The organism is Planctomicrobium mucosum, from assembly GCF_051466335.1.
Taxonomy (GTDB): Bacteria; Planctomycetota; Planctomycetia; order Planctomycetales; family Planctomycetaceae; genus Planctomicrobium.
This window is the reverse complement of the sequence record NZ_CP195793.1, coordinates 4,082,552-4,102,185: the sequence shown is the minus strand read 5'-3', so window position 1 is coordinate 4,102,185 and position 19,634 is coordinate 4,082,552. Positions and strand designations below refer to the sequence as shown.

18 protein-coding genes are annotated in these 19,634 nt (G+C 52.3%); 7 read left to right on the top strand and 11 right to left on the bottom strand.

Annotation, left to right across the window (positions count from 1 at the left end; translation table 11 throughout):
- Positions 1 to 301: 301 nt before the first annotated feature.
- Both SH668x_RS16265 and SH668x_RS16260 read right to left on the bottom strand, forming a co-directional pair.
- The gene (locus SH668x_RS16265; RefSeq protein WP_437186116.1) at positions 302 to 946 is read right to left on the bottom strand and encodes a hypothetical protein; all 645 of its coding nucleotides are present in this window, start codon (positions 944 to 946) and stop codon (positions 302 to 304) included.
- 192 nt (positions 947 to 1,138) lie between these two features.
- Positions 1,139 to 1,465 carry a tetratricopeptide repeat protein gene (locus SH668x_RS16260; protein ID WP_437186115.1) on the bottom strand — a complete coding sequence of 109 codons (327 nt, stop codon included), beginning with the start codon at positions 1,463 to 1,465 and terminating at the stop codon, positions 1,139 to 1,141.
- 396 nt (positions 1,466 to 1,861) lie between these two features.
- On the opposite strand from SH668x_RS16260, the gene rpsL reads away from it, so the two are divergent.
- From rpsL to SH668x_RS16235, 5 genes are all read left to right on the top strand, one after another.
- Positions 1,862 to 2,233 carry a 30S ribosomal protein S12 gene (rpsL, locus tag SH668x_RS16255; RefSeq protein ID WP_437186114.1) on the top strand — a complete coding sequence of 124 codons (372 nt, stop codon included), beginning with the start codon at positions 1,862 to 1,864 and terminating at the stop codon, positions 2,231 to 2,233.
- Between the two features lie 94 nt (positions 2,234 to 2,327).
- Complete coding sequence (gene rpsG, locus SH668x_RS16250; protein WP_437186113.1) at positions 2,328 to 2,801, top strand: 30S ribosomal protein S7; 474 nt, start codon at positions 2,328 to 2,330, stop codon at positions 2,799 to 2,801.
- A 196-nt stretch (positions 2,802 to 2,997) separates the two neighbouring features.
- The gene (gene fusA, locus SH668x_RS16245) at positions 2,998 to 5,079 is read left to right on the top strand and encodes an elongation factor G (RefSeq protein WP_437186112.1); all 2,082 of its coding nucleotides are present in this window, start codon (positions 2,998 to 3,000) and stop codon (positions 5,077 to 5,079) included.
- A gap of 196 nt (positions 5,080 to 5,275) precedes the next feature.
- Positions 5,276 to 5,659, top strand: a complete 384-nt coding sequence (locus SH668x_RS16240; RefSeq protein ID WP_437186111.1) for a DUF2237 family protein — start codon at positions 5,276 to 5,278, stop codon at positions 5,657 to 5,659.
- A gap of 43 nt (positions 5,660 to 5,702) precedes the next feature.
- Complete coding sequence (locus SH668x_RS16235) at positions 5,703 to 6,251, top strand: GNAT family N-acetyltransferase (RefSeq protein WP_437186110.1); 549 nt, start codon at positions 5,703 to 5,705, stop codon at positions 6,249 to 6,251.
- 7 nt (positions 6,252 to 6,258) lie between these two features.
- On the opposite strand, the gene lptE is transcribed toward SH668x_RS16235, so the two are convergent.
- The 6 genes from lptE to SH668x_RS16205 form a co-directional block, all read right to left on the bottom strand.
- Positions 6,259 to 6,822, bottom strand: coding sequence for an LPS assembly lipoprotein LptE (lptE, locus tag SH668x_RS16230; protein WP_437186109.1), 564 nt, complete (start codon positions 6,820 to 6,822; stop codon positions 6,259 to 6,261).
- A 3-nt stretch (positions 6,823 to 6,825) separates the two neighbouring features.
- Positions 6,826 to 8,346 (bottom strand): tetratricopeptide repeat protein, encoded by a 1,521-nt coding sequence (locus tag SH668x_RS16225; protein WP_437186108.1) that lies wholly within the window; start codon positions 8,344 to 8,346, stop codon positions 6,826 to 6,828.
- A gap of 260 nt (positions 8,347 to 8,606) precedes the next feature.
- Positions 8,607 to 9,353 carry a DNA repair protein RecO gene (gene recO / locus SH668x_RS16220; protein WP_437186107.1) on the bottom strand — a complete coding sequence of 249 codons (747 nt, stop codon included), beginning with the start codon at positions 9,351 to 9,353 and terminating at the stop codon, positions 8,607 to 8,609.
- 256 nt (positions 9,354 to 9,609) lie between these two features.
- Positions 9,610 to 12,741: a valine--tRNA ligase gene (locus tag SH668x_RS16215; protein WP_437186106.1), complete on the bottom strand. Its 3,132-nt coding sequence runs from the start codon at positions 12,739 to 12,741 to the stop codon at positions 9,610 to 9,612.
- Between the two features lie 89 nt (positions 12,742 to 12,830).
- Complete coding sequence (locus tag SH668x_RS16210; RefSeq protein ID WP_437186105.1) at positions 12,831 to 13,007, bottom strand: hypothetical protein; 177 nt, start codon at positions 13,005 to 13,007, stop codon at positions 12,831 to 12,833.
- Positions 13,008 to 13,082: 75 nt separating this feature from the next.
- Entirely contained in the window at positions 13,083 to 13,916 is an 834-nt protein-coding gene (locus tag SH668x_RS16205; protein WP_437186104.1) for a DUF6677 family protein, read from the bottom strand.
- A 670-nt stretch (positions 13,917 to 14,586) separates the two neighbouring features.
- Between SH668x_RS16205 and SH668x_RS16200 the strand changes: the two genes are divergently transcribed.
- Both SH668x_RS16200 and SH668x_RS16195 read left to right on the top strand, forming a co-directional pair.
- Complete coding sequence (locus tag SH668x_RS16200) at positions 14,587 to 15,240, top strand: response regulator (protein WP_437186103.1); 654 nt, start codon at positions 14,587 to 14,589, stop codon at positions 15,238 to 15,240.
- Between the two features lie 108 nt (positions 15,241 to 15,348).
- On the top strand, positions 15,349 to 16,146 hold the full coding sequence (locus SH668x_RS16195) for a dienelactone hydrolase family protein (protein WP_437186102.1): 798 nt from the start codon (positions 15,349 to 15,351) through the stop codon (positions 16,144 to 16,146).
- Between the two features lie 182 nt (positions 16,147 to 16,328).
- Here SH668x_RS16195 and SH668x_RS16190 read toward each other — a convergent pair whose 3' ends face one another.
- From SH668x_RS16190 to SH668x_RS16180, 3 genes are all read right to left on the bottom strand, one after another.
- Positions 16,329 to 17,345 (bottom strand): peptidase M42, encoded by a 1,017-nt coding sequence (locus SH668x_RS16190; RefSeq protein ID WP_437188571.1) that lies wholly within the window; start codon positions 17,343 to 17,345, stop codon positions 16,329 to 16,331.
- Positions 17,346 to 17,879: 534 nt separating this feature from the next.
- On the bottom strand, positions 17,880 to 18,392 hold the full coding sequence (locus SH668x_RS16185) for a DinB family protein (RefSeq protein ID WP_437186101.1): 513 nt from the start codon (positions 18,390 to 18,392) through the stop codon (positions 17,880 to 17,882).
- 380 nt (positions 18,393 to 18,772) lie between these two features.
- Complete coding sequence (locus SH668x_RS16180; protein ID WP_437186100.1) at positions 18,773 to 19,399, bottom strand: hypothetical protein; 627 nt, start codon at positions 19,397 to 19,399, stop codon at positions 18,773 to 18,775.
- Positions 19,400 to 19,634 lie beyond the last annotated feature (235 nt).

Genomic DNA, 19,634 nt, shown 5'->3' with positions numbered 1-19,634 from the left:
GGATGCCCTTTCCTAAGTCATCGATCGTTCGGCCCGTTTTTCAGTCTGCCCATTAAAGGGACGCGGAAGTCGCTTGTCGACATTGCGAACTGAGAGACAACTCTGGTTGTTTTCTCGCTGCATCGGCAGAGGACTTGTGGCGCCCCCCTGAGTGGAAATGAATACCACAGCTCGTGTAAAGACCATGCCTTCCGCGTCAGCTCTGTCCTGCCGATCTGCAGCGAAACTGCCGAGAAGGGATTGTTTCGGCCTCAATCAAAGAGGTCACCCCGCAATGACTATTGAGGCTTCAAGAGTCGAACTAATTATCAGCCCCGCTCCCAACACGAAAAGCAGTGAAGGCGGCGAGCCCAAACCAAAGTAGGTCGAAAATTCCAAACTGAGCAAAGAACAGGTCCTGACGCATCGCAGGGACCATTTCGTCAATGATTGCATCGATTGCTTCTCTGCGGTCCTGAAGCATTTTAGCCCTCTCCTCTGGTGTCTGCTTGCGTCTAACTGCCAGCGCCTCTTTCCAGATGGATGCAGGAAAGTCCGCCTTCAAGAACGCGTCTTCCAAGGTCATCCCTTTGGGCCATTTCACTGCGGTTCCGGCTTCCTCTTGCGATTGAGCAATCTCCGAGGCGATGAGCGCCACCTCTTCCTCTTCAGAAAGCGTAAAGTTTGATCTTAATAAATCAGTCTGTAATGAATTCGAGAGAAGCATCGAAATCACCACGTATTTCGAAACACAAATCACAAGCGTGGCTGTCGTCACCGCTGCGATACCGGGACCAATCCCATGCTCTGAGTCGGCGAGGACGCGAACTCCAAGGCCCGCCAGCAACCCGATCCCCCAAGCGATATAGCCAACTTCAACGTTGGCATAGTAGCCAAGTAATACCCAAACAATCCCGCCGATTCCTGCGCCGACCAATCCTCCAAGTAACCATTTAAAATAAGCCATCGGTGCTGGGCTTCCCGAAAGTTTTGGATGCTCTTAGGGCGTCAGGATCTCGAATAACGCGCTGTTTAAGATTGAACTATTCAAATTTATACCAAGTCTCATGAAATTATGGAATAAAGAATCCTTGCAACCAATCGGGCTGCAAGGATTCGAGAGTTTGAGCATCACAAATGAAGATGTGGAATCCGCCGATTAGCGAATTGCCCCACCAGCTTGAGCCATATGAGCACGTGCCTTCGCCTCTTCTGCTTCAGGGATCTTCCCGCATTTCACGTAGATCACAGAAAGCTGCGTGTAAGAAAACGGGTCATTCGGGAGAATCTCACAAACTTTTTTCGCATGTGAAATCGCATCATCGAAATTCCCCTGTCGCTGCAGATAGACAGCGAGAGCAGCGTGTGTATCTGCGTGCTCCGGATGTTGCACTGCATTTTCTTTCAGCAGCGCAATGGCCCCATCCAGATCACCGGCATTCTTAAGATTGATGGCTGCATCGTAGTTCTGGTGTGGAGTCGACACTGGCATGTCTCCGTGATCTAAAGTTTTCTGATTACGAGAATTGCAGCGTCTCGAAGAGCAACTTCAATTCATCCGAATGATTGTTCCGTCAGGAATTCTCTCGATTGTAGACGTTCTGGGTGAATTGATGAAGCAGAGCAAGTCGATCGAGATGGTGGACCGATTGGCTGCCGGAGCTTAAACTTCTATTAGAAATGCCTGCATCGTCTTCCGCAGACGGTCGCCGAGGGGGACTTCCTGACAAGTTGTCGTAGAGAAGAGGGGTCGCAACGCTTGACCGCCCGCTCGCTGGCCGATACATTTCTCGATTCCCTTCCACCCGCACATTTGCGGCTGTGGGGGAACATTGATGCAAATTCCAGCCAGTATTGACTTTCAGACGCGACGAACGGTTCCATGCCGACAATCAACCAGCTGATTCGCAAACCACGCAAGAAGCAGACTACCAAGACCAAAACACCGCTTTTGGAAGGTGCTCCGCAGAAACGCGGCGTCTGTTTGCAGGTGCGAACGATGACTCCCAAGAAGCCAAACTCGGCTTTGCGTAAGATTTGTCGTGTTCGCTTGTCAAACGGCAAGGAACTGACCGCTTATATCCCCGGTGAAGGCCATAACCTCCAAGAACACAGTATCGTTCTGGTTCGCGGCGGTCGTGTTCGCGACTTGCCCGGGGTGCGATACAAAGTTATCCGCGGGGTTCTGGATACTCTTGGCGTGCAGAAGCGACGCCAGGCCCGCAGCCGTTACGGGGCAAAGCGTCCCAAGTAATCCGACAGTCGGCGCTCTATTGCCGAATCGGATGAGGCAGCTGCATGCCTCTTTCTCCCCACATAGATCGATCAGTTGTTGTTGAGAACAAGCGATGGCGAAAAATTTTACAGCAAGCAAGACCCAGCTGAAGCCGGATCCACGGTTTAACTCCAAGCTGGTGACAAAGTTCGTCAATTGCCTCATGTACGATGGCAAGAAGAGCGTCGCTTTTGGCGTGTTCTACGAAGCGATGGAAGCGATCGAGAAGAAGATTCCTGACGTTTCCCCATTGGAAGTCTTCAACGCAGCGATTGACAACGTCAAGCCAAGCACTGAAGTCCGATCAAAGCGAGTCGGTGGAGCAACCTATCAGGTTCCAACACCAGTGAACTACAAGCGACAGCAGGCACTGTCGATTCGCTGGCTGCTCGAAGCAGTTCGCGGTCGTAAGGGGCGTCCTGTTGCTCAGTCACTCGCTGACGAATTCATTGCAGCCTACAAGCGAGAAGGCGTTGCAATGACTAAGCGTGAAAACGTTCACCGTATGGCAGACGCCAACAAGGCATTTGCCCACTTCGCTTACTAACATTAGCAAGCGTCGATGTTTTGAATATTCGTTTAGCTGCACACTTCAAAGGGTGCAGCTAAACTTGTTTCTGGAACCAGTTTTTCTCGACGTGCGCGATGCGCTGCTTCGAAAATGATCCGCGAGGTTCCACAGGCAGTCGGCTCTGACATAAGACATGCGGTCGCCTGTTGACGAACCATAGAAATGGTCTGAAATGCCCGGCCCCATCGAAAAACTTCGCAACATTGGCATCGTCGCCCACATCGATGCTGGTAAGACCACGACAACAGAGCGAATTCTCTTTTACGCTGGTGCCATCCACAAGATGGGAAATGTGGATGATGGAACCACCGAAACCGATTTCGACCCGGAAGAATCCAAACGCGGTATTACGATCTACTCCGCCGCGGTGACCTGCCATTGGAAAGACTGCACGATCAACCTGATCGACACCCCGGGGCACGTCGATTTTACTGCTGAAGTTGAGCGTAGCCTGCGAGTTCTTGACGGCGCAGTTGTTGTTTTCAGCGCTGTGGAAGGTGTGGAAGCTCAAAGCGAAACGGTCTGGAGACAGGCAGACAAATACCAAGTTCCACGACTCTGTTTCATCAACAAGATGGACAGAATCGGAGCGGGCTTCGAACGAGTTCTGGAGCAGATGCGAAAACGACTTCGCGCCAATCCTGTTCCATTATTCATCCCGATCGGCGCAGAGCACGGTTTCACCGGCATCATCGATCTGATTCGCCGCAAGGCGCTTTACTTCGACGCCGCCTCTCAAGGTCAGATCATCGAAGAGAAGTCAATTCCGGAAGATTACGTCGATCTCGCGGAGGAATGGCGTGGCAAATTGCTGGATGCCGTCGCTGAGCGGGACGATGCTGCTCTGGAGCAGTTCTTCACAGAGGGAGACCTGCCAGAAGAAACGATTCATCGGCTATTGAGAGAAGCGACAATCGCAGGTGAGTTGCAGCCAACTTTCACAGGGGCTTCGCTGGACTACATCGGTGTGCAGCCAATTCTGGACGGCGTTGCACGCTACCTCCCCAGCCCGATCGATATTCCGCCTATGAAGGCGATCAATCGAAATCCAAAGCTCAAAAAAGGGGAGCCAGAAGAGATCCTCTGTCCTCCAGACAAAGAGGCTCCTTTGGCGGCGTTGATTTTCAAAATCGTCGCCGACAAGCACGCCGACTTGTGCTTCGTCCGCGTCTATTCCGGCGTCCTCAAAGCAGGAACGCGTCTGCTGAATCCTCGAACCGGGAAGAAAGAATTCTGCAGCCAGATGTGGCATATCCAGGCAGATTCCCGGGAGAAGATCGAAACAGACATTGTCGAAGCGGGCGATATTTGCGGGATCATCGGCCCTAAAGATGTGGCGACAGGCGACACACTTTGCGAACAGAATCTGCCCCTGCTCCTGGAATCGATTGCGTTTCCTGAGACGGTGATTTCGATGGCGGTGGAGCCCGAAACCAACGCCGACCGGAAAAAACTTGAGGACGCTCTTGTCCGACTTTCTCGACAGGACCCCACCTTTAAGGCCAAGGTCAACGAAGAGACGGGACAAACGCTCATCAGCGGAATGGGCGAACTGCACCTTGAAATCCTCAAGGATCGCCTGCAGCGTGATTTTAATTTGAATGTGCGTGTTCATCGTCCGCGCGTTTCTTATCGCGAGACTGTGAAGAAGAAGGCAGAAGCAGAAGAGGTTTTCTCACGATCAACAGCAGGCGAGAACGCGTACGCCAGCGTCAAAGTTCGCATCGAGCCATTTGCTTCAGAGCAGCCCATCACAGTCTTTTCTGAACTCAAACCCGAAACGCTTCCAGTCGAACTCGATAATGTCTTGCGGGAAGCGGTACGAGAATCCGCGCAGGCAGGGGGCATGCTTGGATATCCTCTGCTGAATGTCAAATTGACTATCCTGGACGTGGGATACCGTCCAGGCGAAACGACTGAAGAAGCCTTGCGGGCAGCGGCGTCGCACGCAGTTCAGACAGCGTTGACAAATGCCGAAATTGGATTGCTCGAACCGATCATGAAGGTCGAAGTCGTGACACCTTCAGAATTCGTTGGAAACATTCAAGGCGATCTGAATCAGCGGCACGCCAAGATTTTTGCTAGCGAGCAACGTGGGCATTTGACGGCCCTTGAAGCGGAAGCACCGCTGGCACGAATGTTTGGCTACTCGTCGCATGTTCGAAGCCTGTCACAAGGGCGTGCTTCGTACTCGATGGAGCCGTTAAAATACGACCTTGCTCCACAGTCGGTATTGGACGAAATGTTGAATTAGAATACCCCTCAGCGAGTTTGCGTTTGAGGGGCAACCAAGACAAAGTTTGGATGAGGATCTACCCCAATTCGCGGCCACGTTGCGAGGGGGATCCGCCGAAATCCGGACTCGACAGTGCTCTGGTTGATCGGTGAGTTGCAGATTAAGATCTGAGTGAATCAATCCGAACTTTTGTGCCGTGATCGGAAGGCTAGCCATGCCCGGTGCCAAGAATGTCCTTGGGAATCCACTTCAGCCCTGTTCTTACGATCCAATGACAGGCTGGTTTCGTAACGGTTGTTGCGATACAGGTCCAGGCGATTACGGTCTGCATATCATCTGCGTGCAGGTCACGGATGAGTTTCTTCGCTATTCCAGAAGCGTTGGCAATGACCTGTCGACTCCAGTTCCGGAATATCAGTTTCCGGGTTTGAAACACGGAGATCGCTGGTGTCTCTGCGCCACTCGATGGAAGGAAGCTTACGACGCGGGAGCGGCCCCGCAGGTTGTGCTCGCTTCGACTCACATGTCAGCGATCGAGTTTGCTTCGCTCGAAGAGATGATGGAGTATGCTGTCGATGCGGACGAAGCCGACGCCTAGGCAGTCGCTGGGCGTGTCGGTGACCGAAGGGGAATGGTGATGTATGTCGGACAGTTCTCCTGTATTAGCGACTAATCGTCTGGTGTTGCGAAAGCTGGTCGTTGGAGATCTGGATTTCGTCGCTGAACTCCGCGGCGATCCAGAGGTCATGAAGTTTTACCCCAAGGTGCTGGACCGCTCTGAATCGCTGTTGTTTATCGAAAAGCAACTCCAGAGATACGCTCAGGATGGATTCGCACTCTGGCTGGTTCTTGATCGGGAATCGCAATTACCGCGTGGGTTGGTTGGAATCGTCCGACAGCTTGTCGAAGACCGTGAGCTGATCGAAGTTGGATGGATGATCCAGCGAGAATCCTGGCGACAAGGGTTCGCTAAGGAAGCTGCTTCAGCGTGCTTGGAATGGGCATTCCGCCGACTGGATGTCGATCGGATCTTTGCACTGATTCGCCCGGAGAATCTTCCATCGATCGCAGTGGCAAAGAGCCTGCAGATGCAAGTCGAAGCGAAACTCGTCAATCACTTCGGATTTCGGCATCATGCGTTTTACGTGACGCGAGAGAATTGGGAGTCGCGATCGCAAGCCGCGGACTGAATCAGTTCTACCAGGGCATTTCCATCATGCCGACGATTTTGCGAGCCATTTGATCAACGGCAGACTGAGTCGCGGTGGCCAGCGACTGGCCGGTTTCTGGTGCGAAACTTGTGTTCACAACCGCTTGTGCGACCTGAGCGTCAATCGGCACAGTGCTTTGGGCCAGCACCTGTCCACTCTTGAGATCTTCCCAGACAATTTCGACACCCAGATTGAGCTCAAGCTCTCGAGGATCGTCGTATTTGTTCTGATTCACGACACCCTTGCTGACGTTAACGACACGTCCTGTCAGCCGAGTATCTGCATTTTCACTTTTCGTCAGACGAAACGGAGTGGCAGTCTGAATTCGCTTTTGAACTGCTTCAGTGAGTTGAAGTTCAAAGCCACGTCGATACCCATCGTTTGTGTACGATGCCTGAAACGCATCATTGCGAAAGGTTGGGACATGAATCGTTCGGAGTTCCGTGCGATAAGGCGATCCCACCACGTAACCACACCCGCTCAGGCAGACCAACGACCACAACGCGAGTCTTCGCGTGAATGATATTTGAGTTGAGCTGCTGCGAAACATGGGTCAATTCTCGAAGTTCGCACGTCGGGTCGGATCGAACGGGTTCGAGTCGGATTCTACCTCTGGAGCAGATTTGGGAACAGACCGATTTGGCGGTGAGAGAGGAGCAGGCTCTTCCTCACGGTTGGAAGGGAATAGTCGAGGCAGAAGCCGCGGCTTCGCTTCTGGTTCCGTCAGCTGCTGAGGTTCTGGAAGAACGGCAGGAGCGGCCTCCGGCTCTGGAAGTTTGACTCGTGCCGGAGTCTGGCCAGATTCTGCTTCTGTCTGAGCAGATTGCTGCGGAGCAACAGGCGTCGATGGCTGAGCAGGTGCCGTCGCTGCGATTGACCGATTCCTCTTCAGGTTCCAAGGTGAGTTCGCCCACTCTTGTTCCTTGCGTTCTACTTCGCGGAGTTTCTCGCGAGCAGGCTCTGCGTATTTCGAGTCTGGATGGCGATTCAGGATGAGATAGCAATGCAGCTTGATTGCCGGATACATCCTCTTGGCCTGATAAAACTCAACCAGATCCCAAAGCCGTTGAATCTCAGCTTCTTTGAGACGATTCACCTCGTCTTCAAGCTGGCTTCTCTGATCCTGCGTGAGTTCCGGGAACATGGCGAGCATGTCTTCTTTGAGCTCGCGAGAGGTTTCCAGGCTCTTCCCGTCGTAAGCCGGCCCCAGATAGGAAGCCAATGTCACATGAGAGCCAAGCAGATATGCATCTTTAATGTGTGGACTGTCAGGGTATTGTTCGCGAAGCAGCGCGTATAACCGGGCAGCTTCGACATAGTCTTCTGTTCGCAGTGCATGGTTGGCAGCGAGCATCAATGCGTCATCTGCCAGCGGGCCAGTCGAGTCATTCAGCCAAATGGCGCGGAGTGCCCGTTTTCCTGCCCCATAAGTATCGAATGTTGGTCGAGATCTATCGGAAAGATTGGGGAGAACAGGTACTCGTGATGTCACCGAAGGTTTACGAATTGGCTCTTCGATCTTGCCGAGTTCCGTTGTCTCGTGACCAGCCACCTGAATCTGGGACTGATTTGCTGTCGCTTCGTCCTCTGGGAAATCGAGCCAATAGCGGGCGATCCGGAAGAGTTGCCGAGTCGTCGGGTCCAGGTAACGAGTCGATGGGTACTTGCCCAGAAGCTCTTGATAATTCTTCTCAGCGTGTGCGTATTTCTTTTGCGAGAACTGGGATTCCGCGACCATAAACAACGCATCTTCTTCAATCGCGTCGCCATAGGTGCCGTACATGTCAGTTGGATTTTCGGTTTCTGCTCCCCACGCTTTCCGGAATTTCACCCAGAAACTTTCGTGGAGTTTGCGTCGACCTTTGACAACTTGCGTGAAGGCTGCTTCCGCTTCGGCGTACTTTCCATTTTCGTACAAAGACATGGCGGCATCGTAGTCAATCAATGCCTGATGAGTTTGATCATCCCCGTCCCGAAGAAGTTCAGCTCGTTTACGCTCCCAGCTTTCCTGACTCAATTTCCGCTCGATCGGCCCCTGAACACCCGCAATTGAGTAGTTCGGATCGCTCTTCATCTCCCGTTCCAGCGAATCGTTGCGAGAAAATTTCGTCAGGCTACCGCAACCAGTCCCAACCACGATCCCGGAGGACAGCAGAAGGGCCAGCGCGAGCCTTCGAGATTTTTGTCGCATAATTTCAGGCATGGACCTGCTCAACTGACTGACACGATGTCAGACAGATCGTTGAAGGGAGGATTGGACAAGGACTCTTGCTGGCAACGAGAAATCTGCATTGGCCAGCCAGAATCGAAAGGAGCGTACTTTGATTGAGTCCCTTAAAAGTTCAATAACGGAAGTGTTTTGGGTCGCTTTCCAAGGACATGTGAGATCGCAGCGGCCAGCAATCGCCGGACCTCCTTGATCGTGCGCCCCTGGAGGGCTGATAAATCCAGTTCCGGCACCTGTTCGCTGGCCAAACTTCTGAGCACAGTCAGCGATTCCGGATGGAATTCGGCGGTTTGATACTCTGAACTGCCACAGCTTGAACAGATCAATCCGCTCTGCGCGACCCAAAATCGCGAACTCTCTCCATCTTCGATCTCTCGGTGGCAAATAATGCAGGTTTCAAAATCGGGAATTTGGCCAATTTCGCGAAGCAGGGAGATCTCGAAATGACAGATTGGGACAAAAATAGAATTCGACGAGGCGAGACGGGACAGCGTATCGACAGCAATGGTATAGAGCGACTCGTGCGGGTCTTCTTCCTCTGTCAGAGCGTCAATAAGTTCTGCAACGTAGTATCCCCCATAGAGATGTGGCAAACTCCCCGGCTTGGGCTGAAAGCGTCGAATCAATTGCGATTCCGTGAGCAAGTTGAGGTTCCCGGTTGCTTTCCGAATAAACACAACTCGACACTCACAGAGAATGTCCAAGGAGACCTCGAAGGCACTCTTCAGGCGCTTTGCCCCTTTGGCGAGTCCGGAAATTTTTCCGAAATCCTTCGTGAACAGGGTGATCACGCGACTCGATTCGCTGAAATCCGCCTGGCGGATCACGATGGCATCAGATTTTTCTGTCGACACAGTGTCCCCCAGGTCTCATTCACCGACGACGTGGCGCCACAAAAAAAGAGCAGCACACAAACTGCATGCCGCTCAAGTAAATCAGGTTAGGATCTGCCCCAACTTCTGACAGCTCACCTTTGAGAATCCTGCGGCGAGCAAGTCCGTCTCCCGAACGCTTCACAGTCGAAATCCACGAACAATTGGCGACTCGATCACGATCGCCAATTGTTCTGAAGTCATTTTCCCAACAGCCATTCATCCGAGAAATGAATGGTTATCCGAGATCTGCAATCACTTCTTCAACACTCTTCAGCTGGTTCTTGAGGCCTTCGAGCGTTTCTCTGATTTGATCGACAACATGGGCGGGAGCCTTACTGACAAAGCTCTCGTTCTCCAGTTTCGCAGAGTGACCGGCAATGTGTTTGCGAATCTTCTCCGCTTCTTTCATTTGCCGTTCGAGTTCCGCTTTTGTATCGATCAACCCCTCCAGTGGAATGAATCCATCCGCATCAGCCAGCGTAAAGCTCGCCGCACCGCTTGGACGTTCGACATCTCCTCCAGCAGCTTCGAGGACAGCCTTCGCGAGATTGTCGAACTGGGCTGCGACAGATTGCATATCGCCTGCGACTTCCGAGCTTGTTCGCATCAACAACTTGACGGGAGTTCCGGGTGGAATGTTGTAGATCGAACGAACGTTGCGGACGGCAGCAATGGTCTCCTGAAGTCGTTCGAATCGCTTTTCCAGACCAACTTCCTGCCACCCCTTCGGAATGGTCGGCCAGGACGCAATGATGGCAGCTTCTGAAGCCGGCTGTGGCACCAGAACGAGATCACCCGACTCAACAGGCAGCGCACGTTGTGGGGCGATTTCGTTGAGACGTTGCCACAATTCTTCACAAATGAACGGTGCAAACGGCTGCAACAGACGGACAAGTGAATCAAGCACAGCTAACAGAACCCGTTGGGCAGTCTGGCGCTGCTCGATCAATTCCGGCGTCTGCTCCACGGCGTCATTACGGCGAAGTCGCGGCTTCACCATTTCGAGATACCAGTCGCAGAATTCGTTCCAGGTAAAATCTCGAACGGCCCGGGTCGCAGCGTCAAACTGATAACGCCCCAGATATTCGTTGACAGCATTCGCGGTTGTCGAGAGTCGAGAGAGAATCCACTTGTCCTCAAGCTGCAGCTGCTCGAACTTCACTTCGCCGGGTTGGTAATCGGCGAGGTTCATCATGGCGAAACGAGCTGCATTCCAGAATTTGTTGCAGAAGTTTCGACCGTACTCGAATCGCTCACTCACCATTCGGGCGATCGGGGCGTCCGGATCTGGATCGTAATTCGGGCTGGTATACTGGTAGTTCGCTTTACATTTAGGACAGTGAATCGTCGGCTTCACGCCCCCTTCAGGCTTCGCGTTCTGATGCTTCAAAGTCTGCGGGACAAGCGTTTCACACTTCGGACATTCATAGCTGATCGGGAGCTTGACGTCCTGAGTTTCCCCTGCCAGTGATGCGATCGTAAAGCGTACCGCATCCGTACCGTACTTGTTGATCAGGTCAACTGGATCAACACCGTTCCCCTTGGATTTGGACATTGTCTGTCCGAATCCATCGAGGATCTTCGGGTGAACGTGAACATGCTGAAAGGGAACCTTCCCCATGTTGTACAGACCGGTGAGAACCATTCTCGCGACCCAGAGCGTGATGATGTCTCGCGAGGTAATCAGCACGTTGCCGGGGTAGAAGTAATCGAGTACTTCGTTACGTTGTTCGCCTGAACCGGCTGACGCCTCAGCCCCAGCATGAACCTGCTTGGCAACTTCGGAAGCGTCCAACGGAGGATTCTGAGTCGTATCCGGCCAGCCGAGTGTCGCATGTGGCCAAAGTGCCGAAGAGAACCATGTGTCGAGCACGTCAGGATCTTGTTCGAACCCAGCAGCTTCAAATAGCTGTTCCAAATCGGAATTGCCGTCAGCGATACAAACGAGGATCAGTCGTTCACCCGGTTGGATACCGTCGGCAATTGTTGCTCCCAATGCAGCGGCTTTTGCGGGTAAGAATATGACCTGGTCGCCGTCAAATGTGGCACCGAGAGCTTCAAGAGTCGCACGCGATTCCGGTGAGTCGACCTTTGCCCAGATTGGAATCCGGTGCCCCCACCAAAGCTGGCGGGAAATACACCAGTCGCGCTTCTCTGCGAGCCAGTCGATGTAAGTCTTCGCGTATCGTTGCGGGAAGAACCGAACACGTCCATCTTCCACCGCATCAATCGCGTTCTGTGCCAGCGAGTCCATTTTCACGAACCACTGGTCGGACAGGAACGGCTCAACCGGAGTCTTGGAACGATCGCTGTGCTTGAGCGGAATGACGCGATCCTCGACCCCTTCGAAGTGGCCGAGTTCAATCATCCGTTCAACAAGTTGGTGACGAACTTCGAGACGGTCAATTCCTTGCCATTCACCGGCATTTTCATTGAACGTTCCGTCTGCATTCAGCAGATTGATCATGCCAATTTCAGGGTTACGTAAGTAGCACGCATAGTCATTCGGATCGTGTGCCGGTGTGACTTTCACCGCTCCAGTTCCAAGTTCCTTGTTCGCAAGAAGTGCATCAGCGATGATCGGGATGAGTCGACCGTTGAGAGGAATGCGAACCTTTTTCCCGACGAGATCAGTGTACCGTTCATCAGTGGGATGTACGCAGACTGCAGAATCAGCGAGCATCGTTTCTGGTCGAGTGGTACTAAAACGGATCTGCTGCCCCGTTGGTTGTCCATTGTCGTCGACGACGGGATAATTGAATGTCCAGAAATTACCTGCGACTTCTTCGTCAAACACTTCATCATCGGCAACTGCGGTCTGCAGGTGACAATCCCAGTTCACAAGACGCTTGCCGCGGAAAATCAGTCCGTCACCGAACATCTTGAAGAATGTCCGCCTCACCGCGCGAGCACATACGTCGTCCAGCGTGAATCGCGTACGACGCCAATCACAGCTGTCGCCGATCGACTTCAACTGACCGATGATTCGCTTTTCGTAGGTCTCTTTCCACCGCCAGATTCGATTGACGAGCGCTTCCCGTCCGACGTCACGACGGGTCAGTCCTTCCTCTTCCAGCATTCGGCGTTCAACGACAGCCTGTGTCGCAATCCCTGCATGGTCGGTTCCGGGCATCCAGAGAGCTTCGAAGCCTTGCATCCGGCGCCATCGATTGACCAGATCCTGGCAGGTGCTGTTCAGCGCATGCCCCATGTGCAATGCCCCTGTCACATTCGGCAGGGGGATCATAATGGTATGGGGCGGACGACTCGGGTTAGGATCAGCGTTGAAGTAGCCCCGTTCTTCCCAGAAAGTAAACCATTTCGACTGGGCTGACTGAGGGTCGTAAAGCTTTGGAATGTCAGACATGGAACCAGATATTCAATCAATGAAATAACGTATTGAAACTTTTATCGAGTACATCGCCGATTATCGAAATCGACGAATGCGCGAGCTTGTCAGATCTTGTAGGAAAGCCCCACGAGGGCAAGCAGAATAATCAGCATGACCACAACGATCTGGATGAACATTCTCACAGAACGCTGGACGATGACTTCTGTTGATTCATAGCGGCTCGCATTCCAGACAAGGCTGATTGCTGCTGCCATCGGAAAGAGAAACCAGGTAATGTTCATATGACTTCGCTGTAAGGTTGAGCGGCAGTAACTAAGAATTTCTCGGACTAAATGCTCCGTGTTGTCTCGGCAGGATTACGCTTCAGGAGCAGGTTGAGGCTTTTTCCCGTGATTTCCACTGTAGCCGTATGCGGGACCATCAATTGCATCCCAGATGGCGAGAATGTTCAGGAGCCCTGCGATCCACGTGAAGACCATTGCCAATTCATGGAATTTGCCCAAGCGACGGTGCAGGTCTTCTTCCTGCTCTTTATCAACTGGAGCCTGGAACCAGTTCCAGAACGTTCGCGGGACCGATCCACGCAGAGTTCCATATTGCTCCGTCCGTCCGTTTTGCTCGAGCAGGATGGTCCCTGCGACTGCACGATCTCTACTCCCACCAACAGGGGGAGCGAGCTGAACATCGGTGCCAAGCGGAAACTTGACATTCTCGCCGTTTAACTTCCCAGTGAAAGTGCCAGAAATCCCGGACTTTCCAAACTGTCCCTGAGACGGCTCTAGGTCAAGCGTGCCCTCAATCTGCCCTGAGCGACTTCCATCACGGAATGTGAGAAGACCGTGTACTGGGTACGAGACCTTTCCGGAAATCGATGTCTCCGGGACATTTTTGGGGCTTTCAATACGTTCACGCTGGACGAGTCCATAAAAGGCTGGAATTCCGACAGCAGCCTGAGTCCCGTATTTCAGGATTGCCGCAATCTGTCCTCCCTTCACTGCCTCTTTCGAGGGGGGCTGGATCGCCTGCCAATTACTCAAAACGAGGCCGAAGAAAAACAATCCCAGAATGCAAACAAAATAGATCGCACCTTTGAAGTAACGTTCCTGATAAAGGTGGCCGGCTCCTGGCAGCAACCATGCCAATAGCCCTGCCAACCACACGTTTTTCAGCTTGATGCGTTCGTCGAGCATTGATCTCGTTCAGTTTTGGAGCGTGCTAAGAGCCAGGGCTACCCAGCTTCATGATGACAGGTGGAATCGGGATTCGAACTGCAGGTTCGCTGGGTGGCCCAAAATTTCGTTCAACGTGGCATTGTAAGAGTCCACAACGTGCATCGCCAGTTGACGTTGGTAACGGCGAGCGACGAATTCAAAAGTCGCTGCCGGGTAGCATTGTCGCAAAGAACGACGAGCGATGTCCGTGAGAGCAGTCCTCCCGTTGTTGCAAGATTTGTTTGAGGGAAAGGACTTGTGATTGAGTACCGATTGCCCCGCGAAATGATGCACACAATGGGAGGAATAAAGGGAATGTGATGTATGTGAGTAAAAATACTTACCTTTCGCGCTCCTCCCGTAGATTTTCACTCACGAATGAAGTGAATTGATGCATTGAAATAACACTTTGAGAGTGAAAAACTCAAAGATTGCGTCGTAACGTGTTTTGTGCAAATGGAATGAGGTTAAACCTGTGGGGATTCTTCCAACGAGGTTCGGAGTGCAGAAAAATGCAACTCTTGGTCGAATCAGTAAAAGTGGTGGTGAAAAAATGCAACATTCCCCTAGACGAACACGGTGGAAGTTGCTGATATGACACGCATCGTGTGATCGCATGAACAGTAGTCAGCCAACAGGACACTCTCGCATGGTGACAAAGAAAGTCGTGATCATTGATGAGCAGCCGATCGTTTTAGATTCGCTTTCCGCCAGTCTTCAAGCGAATCCTGAATTCGAAGTCATTGCGGCGATGACGCACTCTGACCGCGCGTTTTTCGAGATCATGAACCGGAAACCCGATCTGGTCATTATGGATCTGGAGATTCCCGGAAGAGGAGCGATTGAGGTCGCCGAGCAGATCGCATCTCGACTTCCCGCGACTCGAACAATCTTCTTCACGAGTTACGACACCGACATTTTCATTGATATTGCGATCCGACTTGGCGTCGTTGGGTACCTGCTGAAGTCCGAATCCGTGGCCCAAATCGTCAATGCGATCACAAGAATTGCACAGGGGGAAACGATTTACTCGGAACGGATTCAGGAACGCATACAATACGATCGAGAATCACGACAATTTGTAGTGAAGACGCAGAGTTTCTTTTCCAGCCTGACGCTGAGACAGATTCAGGTGCTGCGCCATCTTGCTCGAGGGGACAGCGTCAAAGAAGTCGCAAAAATGATGATGCTCTCCGAACGGGCCATTGAGAGTCACAAATACCGCATCATGCAGAAGATGGGCATTCATGATCGAGTGGTGCTGACACGATTCGCGATTCGGGAAGGGCTCATGCCAGCATGATGCGGGTCGACCCAGCGTCAACGGCGTTGCAGGTCCTCTGCGGGTTGACTGCTTCGAGATCGTTGGTAGGCTCCGGGAGTCATTACCTTTCACCTGGGAGTTTCCACGATGCGGAATTTATGGCCAATCGTACAGCGTGCAGCGTTTGTCCTGCTGACAATGACCTCAGTTACTCAAGTCGTTCGCGCAGAAGTCCAGACCAAGGAGGTGACGTACGATCACGACGGGTTGGAACTCAAGGGTTACCTCGCCTGGGACGACGCGGTCAATGAAAAACGGCCCGGTGTTTTGGTTGTTCACGAATGGTGGGGACTCAACGATTACGCGAAGGCCCGCACCGAACAATTGGCAGCAGAAGGCTACGTGGCATTCGCGGTAGATATGTATGGCGGAGGAAAGGTCACGGTTCAGGCAACACAGGCTGCCGGGTTTGTTGGAACAGTGCGAAGTGACCGTCAGAAATGGCGTGCGAGAGCTTTGGCGGGCCTTGATGTTCTCAAAGAACACCCCTCGGTGGATGCAGATAAACTCGCCGCGATCGGATACTGTTTTGGTGGTTCAACTGCAATCGAACTCGCCTATGCAGGGGCTCCACTCAAGGGTGTCGTGAGCTTTCACGGCGCGTTGACTCCCCCTGCAGTCGACTCCACTGTGGCGCCAGAAGTGCTAGTCTTCACCGGGGCTGCAGACAGCAGCATTCCCGCTGCTCAGATTGACGCATTTGCTTTTGGAATGGAGCAGACAAAGTCGAAGTATACGATCGTCGTATTTGGCGGCGCCCGACATGGGTTCACGAATCCCAAAGCAGGTGACTATGGTGTCGATAACCTGAAATACGACCGATCAGCTGACGTCAGATCGTGGACCGCAATGAAGCTGTTTTTCGACGACATCTTCAGCAATTAATCGTCTCAAATTCCTGCGCTCCCGCTTGCCATATTGAAATGGGAAACGGTCAGGACAACGGGGTGAAGAGTTATCAGAAAATCCAAGGCTGCGATTCGATCGATCGCAGTCTTTTCTTGTATCTGGAGTCCTTGTCAGATTCATTGCGGCCCGACTCCGCTATGAAGAATACGTGACCACCATCAATTCAAATAGGTTTTTAGAAGCCGTAGAGCGGCATGGATGGAATCCAGAGAGGCGGTTTCCGAAGCAGTGTGATAGCCGGTCGTGGGGATCTGCAGTGTTGTTCCATTAATGGACCCTCCTGTCGCAGCGACGAGTCGTCCAAGCTCGGTTCGTCCCAGCGAAAGGGGCTTGATCCGCCCGACATTCTGGGACTCCACATACGCGTCTTTGTGAATGAAGCTGATGCCAAGCCGGGTGCACCGTTCTTCAAGTTCCGCAGTGATCTGATTCGCAAAATGACCGTTTGCATCTTTACGGCGCAGCACCAGTTGTTGTGCTGTTGCCGCTTCACGCGTTGGAAATGGACTGGTGTCGAGCACCAGTAGACGCTGGGTCGACAGTTGCTGCCTCTTGAACCAATCGAGTGCGAACCGCCAGCTTCGCCCAGCTTCTTCCTGGGCGGTGAAGAGTGCAGTCCCTTGAAAGCCGCACCGAAAGAGGTAGACAAGCATGGCGACTGAGAGCACGTTATCAAGCTGAGCGGAGACAAAGCCATCGCTGATTTTGACTCGATCGAGAAACGAAATCGGTGTTCCGGGCGAGAGATAGTCGAGGCCGCTGAGCTCGAAAATCAGGTTGCGACGCTCTGGACAGACGTAGCTGTTGGTGATGCTTGCCTGTCCAAGATACGTTCCGGTGTAAGGCATATGCGCCTGAACTCGTTGACCGGAGAATCGCCCCTGAATGTTGAACATCATCTGTTCAGAAACTGAGTCGCCAGTCAGTTCTCCCTGATTCGCAGCGATGAACGCAGCATATTGAAATTCGTTCGGTCCGGTGCAAAGGAGACCGTGACGATCGATGTGAGCAGACAAAATCAGCTCGTGTGGGTCATCTCCTTGCGCAACGAGAACCCCCTGATAGTGCTGCACATGAATGTTAACCTCTTCCAATTCCCTGCGCAGCACCCTGAAAAATGCGTCTTCGCAACCCACGACGCATGGCTCGCGCACAAGCGGGTTGAGAGTGTCCATGAACTCCAGAAGTTCGGCGTAACGAGGACTCTCAGTACCGGAGAAAATGGCGGTGAGGTCTGAGTCGTAATCGAAGTCACTCATCAGCTACCAACCGTCAAATACCTGAATGCCGATCGTTGATTCTTGGCTGGAGGCGCAGCGACTTGACCAGAATTACCACTGTGAGAGAAGAGGACCTGCTTGAGCAGCGCACCTTCATCGTCGACACAAACAATTCCGATGGAACGGTTCACTTCTCGCATCGTCGATGCATCCAATTTCCACAATCTCGCGATTTGCACATCGAATCATACATGCACCCCATCTTACCGAACGGATCGAACGCGAAACAAGACTGACGGGTTCAGTCGGTTCGTGATCATCTGGCGAGATCGGTTTGTATGAATCGTTGTAGCCCCAATCGAAGACTGCCGGACAAGCTCGGTTGAGATTTCAAGAGGGGACGAAGTCTCCCCCGGTTGAAAACAGAAATTGACTTCTGTCATCAACGGCCGTTCAAGTCCAGTCAGCCCTAAATTGGAGACGCACGCACTACTCATTGACCTGAGCAGGTCCTGCCGGTCCGTACAGGCCATCAACACTGATCTCGTTCATGCGAAGATATACTGACAGAATCCCACGATGGTGGATCATGTGATTCAGTACATAAGTACGCAGTACAGCAGATCGAGGAATCGTAAACAAAATTTGATTGCTGGACTTCAATGACCACCGCGAACTCAGTGCCCGTTGGTCAATGTAGTCCAAAAGATGAAACGCGTCCCTGCAATTCCGATCGAAGAGGTTGAGAATCTCCTTGATCGACTGCAGACGTGGCGACGAATAAGGCTCGCCTGTTGGTGGGGTGAGGTCCCATTCGGCCAATGAAAGAGTCGGCCGGACCCATCCGCTAATCTCAGCGAGATGGTTGGAGTTCCATCCAATTGTGTTCAAAGTGGCATGCGGCCTCCACTGCAGCAGATTGTCTGGAACTTTTTGGAGAATCCTACGCGTGCTCTCAAACTCAGCATTAAGCTCAGCTTTGAGCGATTCTAGTAAGCTCATAATTTGGCCCTGTCATCAAATTTAATTCTTTGAATACTCCAGATGGAGTCCGTGTCTCGAACGGGTTAAGCGGATTTCACCTCATCGTGATTGGTTTGAGTCCTCACTCTTCGTTAGCCCTCAGAAGAGTTCGTGACCGGAGACTGACTGTTGGGGAGATTGAAACGAAAATTCTCATACAATCAAGATCAAAACGGAAGAGTGCGAGGCCCCGACGGTGCCATCAGGACTCGCTAGGAATGATTGTCGTTCGCTGCGCAGACGCAGAGCAATCCATTAAAACCGCAGAAGATTAAATGCATTATGTAGTGGATTGCCCAGCAAAACGGCCGCCTGCGTGATACAGGCGGCCGTTCAAATTCTGATTACTATCAATCGCCTTATCGACCGATCTGGAAAGTCACCTTTCCGTTCCCAACCTGAAAAGTTGGTTGCTTCACATGATGAGAATGCTGAGGCCCGGGTGTCTTTCCTGGAGCCCAGGTTCCGGGACGGATTTGAGGTGCGTTGATTATTACGATCAACTCCGCATGCATTTCGTTCAGTTGAGTTTCGATGGCAGCCAGTTGCTGCAGGGCATGATCAACGTGCACTCGACCGGGGTGACGGGTTGCTGGAGCGAACTGGTAGCCGCCTGCTGAACCTCGATATTGGGCAGGGCGTTGGGTCGCGAAATCGCACCCCGACAAGTGCCCCTTAAGCTGGGAGACGGACTCCATGGCTGCATCCAGATTACGATCGAGCATTCGTGGTGAGCGGCCTGCGTAAATCGCATTCTGCAACTCCTGAAGGTCGACGATCAGGTGTTGAATGTCGTCAATAATATGGTCGCGATCCCTTGAATCAGCAAAGTGATCGTGGAGTTCCCATCGCAGTTCCCGGGCTGCCTGACTTGCGCCGAACACAAGGTCATCGAAGTGCCGCGCCGAGAAATGCTGAGCCTGTGCGATTGAACTAAAGAGCGAGAAAACAAGAGAAGCGACGCCAGCTGCAATGAAGGTTCTCATGATGATTTCTCTCAGGTTGAAAAGTTGCTTTTTGTATTCGAGATGATTCGTTCTAGTTGGAAGTTCTTTAACGCGTAAATTGTGCCGAAGTTTTTCGGGACGTTGTCAGTTTTTCACAACTCTTTTGTAGACTGTACATAACGAAATAATGACGCGCATTTATTGTGCAATGTTTTGTGGTGTCGGTTTGATTCTTGTGACATCACTTCTGTGTCAGTTCCCGAGGAGTCTTCTC